The 17560-nt window shown below is 22.1% G+C and carries 13 protein-coding genes and 1 other RNA gene; 6 read left to right on the top strand and 8 right to left on the bottom strand.

Annotated elements, in window-relative coordinates:
* Window positions 1-101: 101 nt before the first annotated feature.
* Window positions 102-1220: a DNA polymerase III subunit gamma/tau gene (gene dnaX, locus BUCISPPA3004_RS01560; RefSeq protein ID WP_154048984.1), complete on the bottom strand. Its 1119-nt coding sequence runs from the start codon at window positions 1218-1220 to the stop codon at window positions 102-104.
* A 139-nt stretch (window positions 1221-1359) separates the two neighbouring features.
* Between dnaX and ffs the strand changes: the two genes are divergently transcribed.
* Window positions 1360-1447: signal recognition particle sRNA small type (gene ffs / locus BUCISPPA3004_RS01555), an RNA gene on the top strand.
* A gap of 38 nt (window positions 1448-1485) precedes the next feature.
* Here ffs and BUCISPPA3004_RS01550 read toward each other — a convergent pair.
* The 7 genes from BUCISPPA3004_RS01550 to BUCISPPA3004_RS01520 all read right to left on the bottom strand — a co-directional run bounded on the left by BUCISPPA3004_RS01550 (window position 1486) and on the right by BUCISPPA3004_RS01520 (window position 12298).
* Window positions 1486-3237 (bottom strand): ABC transporter transmembrane domain-containing protein, encoded by a 1752-nt coding sequence (locus BUCISPPA3004_RS01550; RefSeq protein WP_154048983.1) that lies wholly within the window; start codon window positions 3235-3237, stop codon window positions 1486-1488.
* 46 nt (window positions 3238-3283) lie between these two features.
* Window positions 3284-5017: an ABC transporter transmembrane domain-containing protein gene (locus BUCISPPA3004_RS01545; protein WP_154048982.1), complete on the bottom strand. Its 1734-nt coding sequence runs from the start codon at window positions 5015-5017 to the stop codon at window positions 3284-3286.
* Between the two features lie 139 nt (window positions 5018-5156).
* Window positions 5157-7007: a SurA N-terminal domain-containing protein gene (locus BUCISPPA3004_RS01540; RefSeq protein ID WP_154048981.1), complete on the bottom strand. Its 1851-nt coding sequence runs from the start codon at window positions 7005-7007 to the stop codon at window positions 5157-5159.
* 136 nt (window positions 7008-7143) lie between these two features.
* Window positions 7144-9483 (bottom strand): endopeptidase La, encoded by a 2340-nt coding sequence (gene lon, locus BUCISPPA3004_RS01535; protein WP_154048980.1) that lies wholly within the window; start codon window positions 9481-9483, stop codon window positions 7144-7146.
* 136 nt (window positions 9484-9619) lie between these two features.
* Window positions 9620-10864 (bottom strand): ATP-dependent Clp protease ATP-binding subunit ClpX, encoded by a 1245-nt coding sequence (gene clpX, locus BUCISPPA3004_RS01530; protein ID WP_172598693.1) that lies wholly within the window; start codon window positions 10862-10864, stop codon window positions 9620-9622.
* A gap of 42 nt (window positions 10865-10906) precedes the next feature.
* A complete protein-coding gene (locus BUCISPPA3004_RS01525) occupies window positions 10907-11530 on the bottom strand; it encodes an ATP-dependent Clp protease proteolytic subunit (protein ID WP_154048978.1) in 624 nt (207 codons plus the stop codon).
* A 453-nt stretch (window positions 11531-11983) separates the two neighbouring features.
* A complete protein-coding gene (locus BUCISPPA3004_RS01520; protein ID WP_154048977.1) occupies window positions 11984-12298 on the bottom strand; it encodes a BolA family protein in 315 nt (104 codons plus the stop codon).
* A gap of 458 nt (window positions 12299-12756) precedes the next feature.
* Between BUCISPPA3004_RS01520 and cyoA the strand changes: the two genes are divergently transcribed.
* The 5 genes from cyoA to BUCISPPA3004_RS01495 all read left to right on the top strand — a co-directional run bounded on the left by cyoA (window position 12757) and on the right by BUCISPPA3004_RS01495 (window position 17553).
* Window positions 12757-13641 carry a ubiquinol oxidase subunit II gene (gene cyoA / locus BUCISPPA3004_RS01515; protein ID WP_154048976.1) on the top strand — a complete coding sequence of 295 codons (885 nt, stop codon included), beginning with the start codon at window positions 12757-12759 and terminating at the stop codon, window positions 13639-13641.
* Window positions 13642-13701: 60 nt separating this feature from the next.
* Window positions 13702-15633 (top strand): cytochrome o ubiquinol oxidase subunit I, encoded by a 1932-nt coding sequence (cyoB, locus tag BUCISPPA3004_RS01510; protein WP_154048975.1) that lies wholly within the window; start codon window positions 13702-13704, stop codon window positions 15631-15633.
* 81 nt (window positions 15634-15714) lie between these two features.
* On the top strand, window positions 15715-16299 hold the full coding sequence (locus BUCISPPA3004_RS01505; protein WP_154048974.1) for a cytochrome c oxidase subunit 3: 585 nt from the start codon (window positions 15715-15717) through the stop codon (window positions 16297-16299).
* A 37-nt stretch (window positions 16300-16336) separates the two neighbouring features.
* Entirely contained in the window at window positions 16337-16660 is a 324-nt protein-coding gene (locus BUCISPPA3004_RS01500) for a cytochrome o ubiquinol oxidase subunit IV (RefSeq protein WP_154048973.1), read from the top strand.
* The gene (locus BUCISPPA3004_RS01495; protein WP_154048972.1) at window positions 16633-17553 is read left to right on the top strand and encodes a protoheme IX farnesyltransferase; all 921 of its coding nucleotides are present in this window, start codon (window positions 16633-16635) and stop codon (window positions 17551-17553) included. Before BUCISPPA3004_RS01500 ends, BUCISPPA3004_RS01495 begins: the two co-directional genes overlap by 28 nt.
* Window positions 17554-17560: the final 7 nt, after the last annotated feature.

Here is a 17560-nt window from a genome sequence, read left to right as displayed (position 1 = left end):
TTTTTTAGTAAGTAAAGTTATATATATAAATATTTTTAGATATTTGAATAATCTTTTTTGAATAGATATTTAAATATTCTAAAATATTATTTTTATAAATACTATAATAAAATATTATTTTTTTCTTGTATATGCTGATAGATTTGAAAAAATATTATTTCAATACCTATTCTAGGATCAGGTGCATATTTTAAATATTTGGATCCTTGAAGAAGAATTTTACAATAATTTTGTATATCTTTAAATAAAATTTTTTTGGACAAATTATAGAGATTTATATCGTATTTTGAGAATTTATTGATTTTGTGTTCTTTTTTTGACGTAGTAATTTTTATTATGGATAAATTGTGAAAGAAAGTTATTAATGATGTAATTATATTAGTATATTGTATATTTGTCTGTTCCGCATAGTCTAATATATTTAATGTTTTATTAATATTGTTAGTAATGATGCTATTAGCTAGTTGTAGTATATTCTTTTTATCAAATATTCCTATCAATTTATTAATTTTTTTTATCTCTATAGATGCGCCGTGTGTAGAACAGATCACTAATTCAAGAGTATTGATTGCACTTCTAATACTTCCACGAGCATAGTATGCAATAGTATTTAATGTTTCTTGATTTGTATAAATTTTTTCTTTTTTTAATTTATTGTCTAAATAACTAGATATCACTTTTGAAGTTATACTCGGTAAATGTATATGAAGACAACGAGAAATAATAGTATCAGGTATTTTTTTAAAATGCGTAGTTGCTAGAATAAATTTTATATATTTTGGAGGTTCTTCTAATATTTTTAATAATGCATTAAAACTATTTTTTGACAGCATATGTATTTCATCGATTAAATAAATCTTGAATCTTCCTTGGATTGGAGGATATTTTGTTGAATCTAAGATTATTTTAATATCTTCAACTTTGGTTCTGGAAGCTGCATCGAGTTCTATAAAATCTAAAAATTTGCCTTTCTCTATTGAAATACAATTATTACATTTTCGACAGGGTTTAGATGTGATTCCTTTACTACAATTTAGACTTTTAGCTAATATTCTTGCTATAGTAGTTTTTCCTACTCCATGTATTCCTGAAAATAACCAAGATTGATGAATTCTTTTTAAATCGAGACTATTTTTTATTATACGAATTATATATTTATGTCCTATAATATGGTCAAAATCTTGTGGTCGCCATTTATTAGATAATATTTGATATTTCATACTTCTTCTTATTTTAAAATATTAATGTAAAATTTTTATTAAATTTATATATTTTTCTTGACTTTTTTGATATATTATTATTTAATATTAATAATATCAAATTAATTAGTATATAGTATTGATTTTTTCTGTTAGAGGATTTTATTTTAACGCTATATATTTAAACATCTGGTCAGGTCTGGAAAGAAGCAGCCAAATTAAATTTTATAGGTGTTAAACTACCTCTAACAGATTTATAAAAATCTTTTATATAATTTTTTTTAGATTAAATAGATTTATTATTTTTTTGATACGTATACATTGAATAATATAATCCTTTTTTCTTGATTAATTTTTCGTGTGATCCTCTTTCAACTATTTCTCCTTTGTCTAAAACAATAATCATGTCAGCATCTGTAATAGTAGACAATCTATGCGCTATAATTATTACTGTAGATTTTTTTCTAATAGATAATAATATTTTTTGTATTTTTTGTTCAGATTCTGAATCTATACTGGCAGTTGCTTCATCAAAAATTAGTATTTTAGGATTAGATATTAATATTCTAGCAATACCAATAAGTTGTTTTTCTCCCTGTGAAAGATTGTTACCATGTTGTCCTAATATAGACATGTAGCCATCTGGTAAGTTGTCAATTAGTTCTTGTAATTGACTTTTTTGTAATGCTTGGATGATTTTTTTTTGTTCTATTTTTCTGTCTAATGAAATATTTTTAATTAAATTTCCGTATAAAATAGTAGGTTCTTGTTGAACAATAGCGATATTTTTACGTAATATTTTGTGTGATAGTGAATTTATTGGTTTTTTATCTACGTATATTGTACCTTTAGTTGCAGAATAATGTCCTAAAATTAAATTTGATAAGGTGGTTTTTCCACTTCCTGTTTTTCCAACTAATGCTATACAGCTTTTATCAGGTATATTAATATTTATATTTTTTAAAATATTTTTTGTAGTTTGTGGATATTTAAAAAATATATTATGTAATTTTATTTGACCACTATTTAATGGTTCAGTATTATTTCCATAGATTTGTAAAGGAGAATCTATAAATTTAAAAATTCTTTCTGATGATACAATAGCTTGTTGTAGTATAGTTTGTTGATTAGCAATTGTTATTATAGGTTCATTAAGATGTCGTAAATAATTTATGAAAGTGTGTAAAATACTAATTTTTACTATTACTTTAGGAAATAATTGTAATATTAAAATAATAGAAGACAAAATTATAGAAGATATTAAAGTTAATAATGGTCTTAATAGTAATCCATCAATTTTTAAAATATTCATTTTATTAATATAATTATTATTATTAATAATATTTATTTGTTTAATAAAATTTTTTTCTTGATTAAACTGTTGAATAATTGTGATTCCGTTGATTATTTCATTAATAGTATTATTAAATTTTGATAATGAATTTTTTGTTTTTTTGATTATAGGTTTACTGTAATGTTGATGGATTATGATAATAATAATTATTATTGGTGTAATTATAGAACTAACTAATGCCATTCTCCATTCTAATATAAACATAGTAGTAAGAATTATAGTAAATAATATGGAATTTTTTAAGAAAGATGATACAATTACTTCATAGAATTCTTTTACTGATTCTGTATCAGTTACTATTTTAGTAACAATTGAATTTATTGGTTTTTTATCAAATATTTTCATGGGTTGCTTTAGTGCAGTTTTCATCATTTTAACTCTTAATTCAGTAATTATTTCCGTAGATAGTGTGCTGAAATAAATATTATATAGGTAATTAAATAATGATGATAATATTTGTAACGTTATAAAATAAATTATTAGTAATATTATAGATTTTTTTTCAATAATATTATTATTTATAACATTATTAATAAAATTGCTTAATACAATTGGACTAGCAACTTCTGTAATTGTCGATAATGCAATTAATATACATGAAAATATTAGTATATTTTTTTTTTTAGAGTAATAAGATAATAATCTTTTTATTATATTCCATGAAGAGTACTTCTTTTCTTCCATTATTTGTTCCTATATAAATTGAAAGGTATGTTTATATATAATTTTTTTATTTAAATTTTTGATAATTGTACATTTCAGAATACCAATTTTTTTGAAGTAATAATTGTTCATGTGATCCTTGTTGTAGAATGGTACCGTTTTTTAAAACAATAATATTGTTGAATTTCTCTAATATTGACAATCGATGTGTAACTATTATGGTAGTTATGTTGTTTTTTTTAGTGTATTTATGAATATTTTTGATTATTTTATGTTCTGTATCATGATCTACTGCAGATAATGGGTCATCTAAAATAAAAATTTTAGATGGTTTTAAAAAAGCTCTAGCAATTGTAATTCTTTGTTTTTGACCTCCTGATAATTTAATTCCTTTTTCTCCTATTTTTGTGTAATATCCTTGTGGAAAATTTTTTATGTCTTCATGTATACACGCTAATTTAGCGACATGCTTAATTTCTTGAAAAGTAGCATTTGGTTTTCCAAATGCAATATTATTTAATATATTTGCAGAAAACAAAAAAGGTGTTTGATGTACTACTGATACAATGGAACGCCATGTTTTTAACTGTATATTATTAATGTTATTCTGACAATATTTTATTACACCTTTACATAATACAAAATGTTTTTGTATTAGTCTAATTAAAGTAGTTTTTCCAGATCCTGTTGGACCGCAAATTCCTAAAGTTGTATTATTAGATATTATTAATTTTATATTATATAATGAATTATTAGTTCTAGATGGAAAAGAGAATTTTTTTATGTTTATATCTAAATTGAATGGTTTTTTGAGACATATATTATTAATATGTGGTTTTTTTTTATTAGTATAATTAACTATTTTTTTTATTCTTTTCCATGAAACATTACTACGTTCTAAAATATTAAACATCCATGCAAAAGCAAGTATTGGCCAAATCATAGATCCTAAATATAATATAAAACTTGTTAATTGTCCAAATGTTAGTTGTTTTTTAGCAATTAAAATACTTCCTCCTAATATTGCAAATAAATTAGATAGAGCAATTGAAATATGAATAATAGGATCAAATTGGGCATCTATTTTGGATACTTTTAGATTTTTTTTTCCTGCTTTATGTGCTACGGCAGAAAATTTGTTTATTTCTGGTTTCTCTAATCCAAAATTTCTTATCATGTGTATGTTATTTAAACTATCTTGTGCTTGGTTGTTTAGAAAAGAAAAATTTTCTTGTGATTGTTGAAAATATTTATAAAGTAATTTTCCGTATCTTCTCATTATAATTGCCATTATAGGCATGGGTATTAAAGAAAATAGAGATAATTTCCAATTTGTTTGCGCACACATCATAAAAATTATTGAACATCCTGAAATAACAGAATCAATAATTGTTAATATACCTTCTCCTGTTGAAAAAACTACTCTGTCAATATCATTAGTTGCTCTAGAGATTAAATCACCTGTTCTATATTTTGAATAAAATGTTGCATCTTGTTTTAATAAAGCTGTACAAAATTTTATCCGCAACTGAGAAGTTAATTGATTTGATGCGCTAAACAATAAAATTCTCCAAAAATATTTTAATATATAAATAACAATAGATATTGAAATAATTTTTGATATATTTTGTAATATTTGTGACGTAGATGATTGATGATTTAAAATTAGATCGATAGTTTGTCCTGCTATTTTAGATGGTAGTAATTGTAATAATGTAATTATGGTAAGTATAATAAATGTTCCAGTATATTTTTTCCATTCTTGAAAAAAAAACCATTGTAATTCTTTAAATAATTCCACATATGTACCTTATTTCAAAATATTAAGTATGTATTATATTAGAAATAATATCCTATATAGTTTTGAACTATAATTAATATTTTTTCTTAATTTTTATTGATTGTGTGATTTTTTTTAGTTGAATTTGTCAGTATAAAGATTATTTAATATTAGAATTATATGTTATTTTAGATTTTTTATATAAATTTTGTAAAATAGTCGTAATAACTTTTATTTTTATGTATTTTTTGATTTTTTTGATAATATTTTTCTTTTCTACAGTGTTAAATTTTTTAAAAAATTGTTGTTTTAGTATTATTAACATATATTTATTATTAGATTTTTTTAATAAAAAATATACAGATTTATTTTTTTTTAAATTAGGAATTTTTTTTATGATATTTATTATTTCTATATTTTTTTTATAAGATATAGTTTGAGTGCTATTACTGTATATTGGATGTTTTTTTATGAAAAAAATTTTTTTGTTATGATTAGTTAATAGAAATTTTTTTATATTTAAGTAATTTATTTTATTTGTATTATTAACTATAAATTCTTTACAAAATTGTTTTTTTTTTGTTTTAATATTGTTATTGTATGATTTTATTTGTAATAAACGAATATTATTTTTTGCGTTTTTGTATATTTTTGTAGGTGTATAAAGGTTAGTTTTTTTTTTAAAATTAATAAAATTTTTTAAAGGTTGATTTAAGACATTAGTATAAGCATATTTAGTTAAATCATAATAATTTAAAAATTTTTTCGTATGTATTTTCATATACTTTTTAGGTAATATTTTTTCTAACTGAATTTCTTTTTTTTTTAATAAGTCGTTTATTTTGTTATTTAAAATCATATTTTTGAAAAATAAATTATTGTATTGAATTTTTTTCATTATGTATTGATTAAATTTATTTGTGTTTTTTATTTTTGTTTCTTTAACAGCATGTAAAGTAAAAATAAAAAAATTATTTTTATAAAATATTATTTTTGAACAGTCTCCTGTTTTTTTTAATTGACATTTTTTAATTAAAAAAGGTATATTTTTTTTTTTTATCCATCCTAAATTAACATCAGTAATATCATTTTTATTATTATGAAATAAAGAATTATTGACTTGTTTAAATGGTATTTTGTTGTTTATTTTTTTTTTAAATATGTATGCTTTGTTGAAATTATTTGTTTGTATACAATGATAATTATATTTTTTATTTTTTATTATTTTTTTTATTGTATGTGAATATAATTTAATATCATGTTTAATATTTTGATTTTTTAATGACTTTTTTGTTAAATTTATAGTTTTTATAATATATAATTGACTTTTTTGAAGAGTATCTTTATTTAAATATAAGTGTTTTAGTATTTTAGAAGTATTATTTTTATTGACTATATTTTTTGTAGAAATTTTAAAATTAATAATATTTATGTTTTTTTTATCTATGATTTTTTTAAATTTTTTTTGTATATCATTTTTTAATACGATTGTTGATGTTAATAATATTTTTATTAAATATTTTACTGCTATTTTTTTTTGTAAAGCATGCAGATATTTTTTATGTGAATACATAATAAAATTAATAAATTTTAAGTATTTTTCATAACTGAAAGAGTTATTAACCTGAAAATATTTTGAAGATAAAATTATTTTTTTTGCATATTTATTTAACATTTTTAGCTGGATTTTATCTACATACTGTTTAAATAACGACTCGTTTATTGTTTTAGTGATTATTTTTTGAAAAATATATTGCGCGAATTCTTTTTTTTGTATTGTAGTAGATAGCATGTTTTTTATTTTTTTTTGTTCATTTTTTTCCATAATTTTATAGTTTAATTGTAATATTGGTGGATAAATTTTTTCTTGATTAATAGTTATTAAAGGTAGTGGATTATTATATATAAAAAAATTTGATATGTTACTTAATATGATTGATAGTATAATTACTGTAGTAATTATTATTAAAATATTTTTTTTATAGAAGTTTTTTAATGCTGAATTCGTCATAAGGACCTTTTTAGATGACTTGTATTGTTATTTATGATATTTTTTATAAATTCATAACTAGCAAAAATATAACATTTGCTAGTTATGTTGTATAAAGTAAAATTTTCTTTAATTTTTTTTTCACTTTTTTATGTATTTATATATTAATATAAGGATTTTTTTCTAATGCTATTTTTAAAATGTCCTCTATTTTTTTTATTGAATGTATATATAAGTTAGAAAGAATATTTTTAGGTATTTTAGATAATTCTCTTTTGTTTCCATAAGGTATTAATACTGTTTTAACGCCTCCTCGATGAGCAGCTATTAATTTTTCTTTTAATCCTCCTATATTTAATATTTTTCCTTGTAAAGTAATTTCTCCTGTCATTGCAATATTTGATTTTACAGGATTGTTAGTTAAACATGATACTATTGCCGTACACATGGTAATACCAGCACTAGGGCCATCTTTAGGTGTTGCTCCTTCTGGAACATGTATATGAATATCTTTTTTAATATAAAAATTTTTTTGTATGTTTAACTTATGAGCTTGTGATCGAACTACTGTAAGAGCCGTTTGTATAGATTCTTGCATTACTTTTCCAAGAGAACCTGTATGAATGAGTTTACCTTTACCTGGTATGCTAGTACATTCAATAGTTAATAGATCACCACCCATTTCTGTCCATGCTAAACCAATTACTTGTCCAATTTGGTTAGTTTTATTGATTTTTCCGTATGTATATTTTTTGATACCCAAATAATTTTTTAAATTTTTTTTATTAATGACCACAGTAATACAATTTTTTTTTAATAGAATTTTTTTTACAGATTTTCTACAAATTTTTGAAATGGCTCTTTCTAAAGATCTTACTCCTGATTCTCTAGTATAATATCTAATTATATTTATTAAAGCTGGATCTTGAATAGATAATTCTGTTTTCTTTAAAGCATTTGCTTTCATTTGTTTAGGTTGTAAATATTTTTTAGCGATATGTATTTTTTCTTCTTCAGTATATCCAGATAATCTTATTATTTCCATGCGATCTAGTAAAGGGATAGGTATGTTCATTGAATTAGCGGTAGCAATAAACATAACTTCTGATAAATCGTAATCTATTTCTAAATAATGATCATTAAATGAAATATTTTGTTCGGGATCTAAAACTTCTAATAAAGCAGCGGCTGGATCTATTCGTATATCGAAAGCCATTTTATCTATTTCATCTAATAAAAATAAAGGATTTTTAACTCCTGATTTAGTTATTTTTTGCATTAGTTTTCCAGGCATAGAGCCTATGTATGTTCTTCTATGTCCTCTGATTTCTGCTTCGTCTCTAATTCCTCCTAAGGCCATACGAATATATTTTCTCCCTGTTGCCCTAGCAATAGATTTACCTAATGATGTTTTTCCAATACCCGGTGGGCCTACAAAACATAAAATTGGTCCTTTTATTTTTCTGGTTCGATTTTGTACTGCTAAATATTCTAAAATATTTTCTTTTACATCATTTAATCCAAAATGATCAATATTTAAAATTTTGTGAGCAGTATTAAGGTTTTTTTTTAATTTGCTTTTTTTGTTCCATGGAACTTGTAGCATCCATTCGATATAGTTTCTTACTACAGTAGCTTCTGCTGACATAGGTGACATTGTTTTTAATTTTTTAAATTCTGATCGTGTTTTTTCATTTGCTTCTTTTGGCATTTTAGCTAAATTAATTTTATTGTTTAATTGTTCATTTTCGTCAACAGATGAATCAGAATTACCTAATTCTTTTTGAATTGCTTTCATTTGCTCTGTTAAAAAGTATTCTCTTTGATTTTTTTCTGTTTGTTTCTTGATTCTATTTTGAATACGTTTTTCTATTTTCAACAAATTAATTTCTGCTTCCATTATTCCAATTAGAAATTCTAAGCGCTTATTGGTATGGAACATTTCTAATAATAATTGTTTATCCTGTATTTTTAAGGGTATATAATATGCCAACATGTCACTTAATTTTTCTATGTTACTAATTTTTTTCAATAAACTAAGTGTTTCAGGTGATATTTTTTTGTTAAATTGTATATATTTTTTAAATTGATTGATGGTAATTTTAATTAGTACCTTTTTTTCTTTTTCTTTTACTTGAGTTGGTTTAACATATTTTATGTTTGCAATTTGATAAGTATCATGTTTTTCTATGTTTTTTATTTTAGCTCTTTTTTTACCTTCAATTATTATTTTTATTGTTCCGTCCGGTAAATTTAGAATTTGTAAAATTTTTGCTACAGTTCCAACATTAAATAAATCATTTTTTCGGGGATTTTCAATAGAAGATTCTTTTTGTGTTATTAATAGTATTTTTTTGTCATTTTGCATAGAAAATTTTATGCATTTAATTGATTTTTTTCGACCTATAAATAAAGGGGTAACCATATACGGATAAATTACAATATCTCGCAAGGGCAGTATTGGAATACTAATATTTTTAGAATACTCAGAATTCATATGTATATTCTCTCTGTCAGTATTTTAAATATATACAAAATTTGTATAGTTGTATATTTTATTTGGGATGTTAATAAACAAAATGTATTTTACTATAAATACTTTTTCTGATGATAGACTACCATGTTATATGATTTTATCTGATTTTTTTTTTAAAAAAAGATAATTTAGGAGCATTTTTTCCTTTAACCACTGATGCATCAATGTATACACTTTTTATGTTTTTTAGTTGAGGTGCTTGATACATTACATTTAATAAAAGAGATTCTAAAATTGATCGTAAACCTCTGGCTCCTGTTTTTTTTTTTATGGATTTTTTTGAAATTTCTTTTAAAGCAGAATTATCAAACTTAAGTTTAATATTATCTAAAGAAAATAATTTTTTATATTGCTTTATTAAAGCGTTTTTAGGTTTACATAAAACCTGTATTAAATCTTTTTCGGTTAAGTTATCAAGCTCTACGATAATAGGTAATCTTCCAATAAATTCAGGTATTAATCCATACTTAATGAGATCTTGAGGTTGTATTGATATTTTTGATGTATTTTTTATACAAATAGCTTTTTTTATATTTTTATTAAATCCAATGTTAGAAATATTATTTATACGATTATATATAATGTTCTTTAGTCCAAAAAATGATCCTCCACAGATAAACAGAATTTTTGAAGTATCAATTTTCCAGGTCTCTTGTTGGGGATGCTTTCGATTTCCTTTTATAGGTACAGATGCAATAGTTCCTTCTATTATTTTCAGTAATGATTGTTGAACACCTTCTCCTGATACATCTCGGGTTATAGAAATATTTTCTGATTTTTTGGTTATTTTATCAATTTCATCAATATATATAATTCCCTTTTCTGCTTCATGTATATCGTAATTGCTATTTTCAATTAGTTTTCTCAAAATATTTTCTACGTCTTCTCCTACATATCCTGCTTCTGTTAGTGAAGTAGCATCTGCAATAGAAAATGGTATGTTTAGATATTTTGCTAATGTTTCAGCAATTAGTGTTTTTCCTGTTCCCGTAGGACCAATTAATAAAATGTTACTTTTTTCTAATTTAATTGTATTACTGTTATTTAGTACATAGTTTAATTTTTTATAATGATTATACACAGCTACTGAGATTATTTTTTTAGCTTGTTCTTGCCCTATAATAAATTTATCTAAGTATTTTTTTATTTCATTAGGTTTTGGTAATGGAATTATTTTTTTATTTTTTTGTGATTTTTTTGTATTTAAAATATCATAACACAATACCACACATTGATTACAAATATGTCCAGATAGACCGCTGATCATCTTTTCTATTTCGCTTTCTTGTTTTTTACAAAATGAACAAAATATATAATTTTGATTATTAATCGTATTATTCATGTTTTTCTCTATTATCAGTTATTATATGATTTTACATAAATTTTATTTTTTGTTTTTTAAAATTGAGTCAATAAGACCATATTTAATTGCTTCTTTTGGAGAAAAAAAATAATCACGTTCTATATCTTGTGTTATTTTTTCAATAGATTGCTGTGTATGATAAGATAATAAGTAATTTATTGTTTTTTTTATTTTTTTTATTTCTCGGGCATGAATTATAATGTCTGATGCTTGTCCTTGAAATCCACCGAGAGGCTGATGTAACATAACTCTAGCATTCGGTAAACAAAATCTTTTTCCCCTTTTTCCTGCACATAATAATATAGCTGCCATAGAACAGGCTTGTCCTAAACAAATTGTGTTGATATCTGGTTTAACAAATTGCATAGTATCATAAATAGATAAACCGGATGTAATTATTCCTCCTGGAGAATTAATATACAAAAAAATATCTTTTTTTTTATTTTCTGATTCTAAAAATAATATCTGAGATATAACAACGCTAGCTAAGTTATCATTTATAGTTCCAGTTATGAAAATAATTCTATCTTTTAATAATCGTGAAAAAATATCATATGAACGTTCTCCTTGATAACTTTTATCAATTACAAAAGGTATTAAAGACATATTATGATGTTTTTGTTTGTTTTTGTCATTAAATTTCATGTGTAATCCCTGTTTTATAAATATTTATATTTTTTTATGAATATTGTTTTTGGTTTATTTCTATAACACTTAGATGTATGAATTTATATGAATAATTAATTATTTTATATGTATAAATAGTTATTTATTGTATTTTTAAATAATTATTAAATATTTTTTATGTTATTGAGTAATAATAAAATATTTATAATTTTATATTTTTTATGTATGTATACTATACAATATGCAATTTTTTATAAATTTTTAACGTATATTATAATGTTTTTAATTACAGAATTATTATAAAGATATAATAATATATTCATATATATTTATTAGTATAATTATACTTACAGTACATTTTTATTGTTTTTTATAATTTAAGTTATTAGTAAGTAATTAAATATAATATGATATGATTTTTTTTTTAAATTTTTTCTATATTTTTATATATATTTATGCAAGAAATTAAATTTAATCAACTTTTTTTGTCTGGTATACGCATGGCGTTAATAAAAATGCTGGATTTTTTGTTTTTTCCCATTTATATGTTGTATAGGTATGTAATTGTATTGCGTAAATTTTTTGTGGAATATATTTACAAAGAATGTTGTATATAATTCTATGTTGATTGTATAAAGATAATTTATTAAATTCGTAAGCAGATACTACAATAAGAAAATGTTTTAGATTTTTATTTTGATTTTTGTGTATTTTACTAATATTATCTATTTTTAAATAAAGAATATTTAATATAGATTTTATTTTTTTCTCAATTATTTTTTTCATGATGATCTAGTTTTATTAGATTACTATGTTATAGTAAAATTATAATTATGGTTATAATGAATAAAAATTCTTAATATTTATTGAGTATACTATTTTATTATTTATTGGTTTTCAAATGATTAAATTATTATTATATAGACGTAATTATTTATAAATTTTAAAAATTTTCATTTTAAAAATAAGTTTATTTTTTTTATATTTTTATATTAATATATTTATACTTTTAATTTTTAATATTAAAGATAGCATTTTATATAGATAAATATATTATTATTTTTAATATACAATATAATTATAATAGCTGTCAATTTAGAATTATTAAACTTTATTTTTATTGTGTACTCTAATTGAAGTATTAAACATTTTCTACAATATATGTTATTTTTTTGCTTGTTTGTTTTTTTGATTTTTTTATAATATCAAGAAATAAATATATTGTATTATGTAGGTTTAAAATTATGAAAATATTTAATAAATATGATATGTTTAAAATTTTAACCATATTTTTTGTTAGTTTTTTGTCTTTACTGCTATTTTTTTTAAGTAAAAATATACATTTTCATGCTTATGGATATATTTTAAAAAATGAATTGCAGTTAGTTTTGTTAGTTTTTAGAGTTATGTTAATTATTGTAGTTCCTGTTATTTTGTTAACTATAATAATTGCATTTTACTATCGTAAATCTAATGTTTATTCAGATTATATACCGTATTGGTCTCATTCGTATTTATTAGAAACAGTATGTTGGATAATTCCAGTTATTATAATATTTTTTTTAGCTAATTTATCCTGGTTAACTACACATAAATTAGATCCTAGTAAACCTTTAAAGGTAAATTTTAATAAACCTATTGTCATTGAAGTAATTTCTTTGAATTGGCGTTGGTTGTTTATTTATCCTTATTATAAAGTAGCTACTTTTAATGAAATATCTTTTCCTAAACATGTTCCAATACACTTTAAAATTACTTCACAATCTATTATGAATTCTTTTTTTATTCCTGATTTAGGTAGTCAAATTTATACTATGGCAGGCATGCAAACAGATTTACACTTAATAGCTAATACAAGTGGTGTATACAAAGGAATCTCCTCTAATTATAGTGGTTCTGGTTTTTCTAACATGAAATTTAAAGTTTGTGTTCAGGATAATATTCAAGGATTTAATACATGGATTCAAAAAATACGATCACACCATCATGTATTATTTTCTAAAAAACAATTTTTACATTTATCGCGTGATAATACAACAAATTATATACAATATTTTTCATATGTGGATCCTTTTTTGTTTTATAAAATAAAAAACATGTTTGACCCTTTGTATAATAGTGATTTTTGAAGTTTTTTTTAATAAAAATAATTAATGTAATATATATTTTATACTTGAAGGTAAATAATAATGTTTGGAAAATTAACTATTCATTCTATACCTATTCATGAACCAATTATTATGATTACATGTATGGCGATTATTTTTTTTTCAGTAGGTATATGTGCGTATATTACATACTTAAAAAAGTGGAACTATTTATGGAGTCAATGGTTTACTTCAGTGGATCATAAAAAAATTGCTGTTATGTATTTTGTATTAGCTTTTATTATGTTTTTTAGAGGTTTTTCGGATGCAATAATGATGCGATTACAGCAATTTTTTTCTTCTTTACCTAATCACATCAGTATCTTGCCTTCTAATCACTATGATCAAATATTTACAGCTCATGGTGTAATTATGATTTTTTTTGTTGCTATGCCATTAGTTATTGGATTGATGAATTTTGTTGTTCCTTTACAAATTGGAGCACGAGATTTAGCGTTTCCTTTTTTAAATAATTTGAGTTTTTGGTTAACAGTTAGTTCAGTTATTTTAATGATGTTATCTTTAGGGATAGGGGAATTTGCTAAGACTGGTTGGTTAGGTTATCCTCCCTTATCGGGAATTAAATATAGTCCTGGAGTAGGTGTTGATTATTGGATTTGGATTTTACAAATTTCGGGTTTTGGCACTATTTTAACTGCGATTAATTTTATAGTGACTATTATTAATTTTCGCGCTCCTGGAATGACAATGTTTAAATTACCAGTTTTTACTTGGACTGCTTTATGTACTAATATTCTTATATTAATATCTTTTCCTGTTTTATTTATTACATTAACATTTTTATCATTAGATCGATATGCTGGTTTTCATTTTTTTACTAATGATATGGGTGGAAATATGATGATGTATGTTAATTTAATATGGATATGGGGGCATCCAGAAGTTTACATATTGATATTGCCAATATTTGGTGTTTTTTCAGAAATTGTATCGACATTTTCTAGAAAATCTTTGTTTGGTTATATTTCTTTAATATGGGCTACTATTGTTATTACTATTTTATCTTTTTTAGTATGGTTGCATCATTTTTTTACTATGGGTTCAGGAGCTGACGTAAATTCTTTTTTTAGTATTACTACCATGATTATTGCTGTTCCTACCGGAGTGAAAATATTTAATTGGTTATTTACTATGTATCGTGGTCGGATTCAATTTCATTCTTCTATGCTATGGACAATAGGATTTTTAATTAGTTTTACTGTTGGTGGTATGGCGGGAGTATTATTGTCGATACCTTCAATAGATTTTGTTCTTCATAATAGTTTATTTTTAGTAGCTCATTTTCATAATGTTATTATAGGAGGCGTTGTTTTTGGTTGTTTTGCTGGTATAACTTATTGGTTTCCTAAAATTTTTGGTTTTAAGTTAAATGAGTATTGGGGAAAAATTTCTTTTGTTTTTTGGATTACTGGTTTTTTTATAGCATTTATTCCCTTGTATATATTAGGGTGCATGGGTATGACTCGTAGATTAAGTCAAAATATTGATAATGAATATCATTTTTTATTAACAATTGCAACTATGGGTGCATTTATGATTTTATTAGGTATTATTTGTCAATTAATTCAATTAATTGTATCTATTAAAAATCGACATTCTCATGAATATAAAGATATCAGTGGAGATCCTTGGAATGGAAGAACATTAGAATGGTCTATTCCTTCTCCTCCTCCAGTATATAATTTTTCTAATATACCTATTGTTAAAAAAATAGATAATTTTTGGTATGAAAAACATGAAAAGAAAAATTGTATTAAAAATAGTATTTCTGACTCTATTCATATGCCGAATAATACCTATATGGGTATAGTTATTAGTATGTTTACTACAATATTAGGTTTTTCTATGGTATGGCATATTTGGTGGTTAGTATATTTTTCATTATTTGGTATTATTTTTAGTGTTTTTTTTATATCCTTCAAAATAGATAAAGGATATATTATTTCTAAATAATATTCTTTTTAACATAAAAAAAGATTTTTAATAAGTGAAACTTATGCAGAACAGAAAATAAATTTTATATAAGGATTATAAGTGAATAAAAAAAAAAAAAATGTTTCGTATTTTTCATTAGAAAATAAAAATATTTTTGGTATGTGGATTTATTTAATGAGTGATTGTATTATTTTTTCTGTGTTATTTGTGGTCCACATTATAATGTCGAGACATGGGTATAATAATTTTTTAAAAGAAAATCATTTATTTTCTAGACAAATGATTTTTTTAGAAACATTTATCCTGTTATGTAGCTCTTTTTTTTGTAGTTTAGTTAAATATTTTTTAAAAAAACGTTTAAAAAAACATGTTGTAATTTCTTTATTATGTACTCTAATTTTAGGAAGTATTTTTTTAGCATTAGAAATTTCAGAATGTTTACAAATTCTAGAGAAAGGATTTTATCCTATTTCTAATGGTTATCTTTCTTCTTTTTTTGTTATTTTAGGAGCACATAGCTTACACATTATATTAGGATTATTATGGATATTAGTTTTAATTATTCAGATTTTTGTTTTTAATTTTTCTTTCTTCGTGAACACTTCAGTGATTTGTTTTTGTTTATTTTGGCATTTTTTAGATATTATATGGACAATATTAATTGCATGTGTATATTTAAAATAATAAATCAGAAATATTGAATATTAATGAGGTATTGATGATGTTTATAAAAATAAAAGATAAATTTATAAAAGTTATGATGTTTTTTATTAAAAAAAATTTTTTTGTTGGTTTTTTTTTGTCTGCTTTTTTTATGTTTGTATATTTTTTTGTATTAGCTAATTTTTTTTGTTCTTATTTTTACTACGTATATTTTTGTTTTTTATTAATTAGCATGCAAATTTTTTTTTATTTTAAATATTTTTTGGGTATGCGTTTTTTAAAAGAAAATGTTTTTATTATATTATCTCTAGTATTTATAAGTATAATTATTAGTATTATTACTATAGGATCTTTATGGATTTTCGATCATTTACATCACTAATATTAAATTTTTTTTTTTCTGTAAAAATACATAAGATAATACAAATATTTGAATTAATAAAACCAGGTATTATTGTAGGTAATATAGTTAGCTTATCTGGTGGTTTTTTTTTAGCTTCTCACGGTAAATTATTAAAAACATTATTTTTAAAAACGATATTAGGAATTATTTGTATAATTTCTTCATCGTGTGTTTTTAACAATATTATCGATAGACATTTAGATAAAAAAATGAATCGCACTAAAAACAGGGTTTTATGTGCTCATGCTAATAATAAATTATTAGTTTGTTCATTTTTATTAGCTATTTTTTTGTGTTTTCTTGGTTTATATGTTTTTTTAAAATATATAAGTTTTTTATGTATGGTAATATCGATGGTAGGAATATTTTTTTATGTAATTCTTTATTCTGTATGGTTAAAAAAAAAATCATGTTATTCTATATTTGTAGGTAGTGTATCTGGTTCTTTACCACCAATTATAGGTTATGTAGCTGTGAGTAATAAAATTGATGGATGTTGTGTGATTTTATTTTTTATTTTTGTTTTCTGGCAAATAGCTCATGCTTGTTCTATTTTACTTTACCGATATAAAGATTATCAAGATGCAAATATTCCTACTATTCCAACGATATATGGTTTTAAATATACAAAAAAATGTATATCAATTTGTATTATAAATATGTTTTTATTAAATTTATTATTATATTATTTTAATTATGTGCATATTTTTAGTTGTTTGTATGTAAGTGTATGTATTTTTTCTTGGTTTTTATTTTCTATAATACATGAGAATTATTTTATTTCTTATAAAAAATGGTCTCGAATTATGTTTTTTTTATCTATTTTTGTGATTTTTTTTACTAGTATTGTTTTATCTTTAAATTTTTCTTAATAAATAT

The sequence above is a fragment of the Buchnera aphidicola (Cinara splendens) genome, assembly GCF_900698975.1.
GTDB classification, from domain to species: Bacteria; Pseudomonadota; Gammaproteobacteria; order Enterobacterales; family Enterobacteriaceae; genus Buchnera_F; species Buchnera_F aphidicola_AI.
Note: the sequence above shows the minus strand (reverse complement) of the source record. Positions and strands in the feature narration are given on the sequence as shown.

Bases quoted from the DNA above. Each gene is read 5' to 3' on its own strand.
- BUCISPPA3004_RS01550 (WP_154048983.1), bottom strand. From the start codon at position 3,237: ATGGAAGAAAAGAAGTACTCTTCATGGAATATAATAAAAAGATTATTA.
- BUCISPPA3004_RS01500 (WP_154048973.1), top strand. From the start codon at position 16,337: ATGTTTATAAAAATAAAAGATAAATTTATAAAAGTTATGATGTTTTTT.
- BUCISPPA3004_RS01495 (WP_154048972.1), top strand. From the start codon at position 16,633: ATGGATTTTCGATCATTTACATCACTAATATTAAATTTTTTTTTTTCT.
- BUCISPPA3004_RS01540 (WP_154048981.1), bottom strand. From the start codon at position 7,007: ATGACGAATTCAGCATTAAAAAACTTCTATAAAAAAAATATTTTAATA.
- cyoB (WP_154048975.1), top strand. From the start codon at position 13,702: ATGTTTGGAAAATTAACTATTCATTCTATACCTATTCATGAACCAATT.
- clpX (WP_172598693.1), bottom strand. From the start codon at position 10,864: ATGAATAATACGATTAATAATCAAAATTATATATTTTGTTCATTTTGT.
- lon (WP_154048980.1), bottom strand. From the start codon at position 9,483: ATGAATTCTGAGTATTCTAAAAATATTAGTATTCCAATACTGCCCTTG.
- BUCISPPA3004_RS01525 (WP_154048978.1), bottom strand. From the start codon at position 11,530: ATGAAATTTAATGACAAAAACAAACAAAAACATCATAATATGTCTTTA.
- BUCISPPA3004_RS01520 (WP_154048977.1), bottom strand. From the start codon at position 12,298: ATGAAAAAAATAATTGAGAAAAAAATAAAATCTATATTAAATATTCTT.
- cyoA (WP_154048976.1), top strand. From the start codon at position 12,757: ATGAAAATATTTAATAAATATGATATGTTTAAAATTTTAACCATATTT.
- dnaX (WP_154048984.1), bottom strand. From the start codon at position 1,220: ATGAAATATCAAATATTATCTAATAAATGGCGACCACAAGATTTTGAC.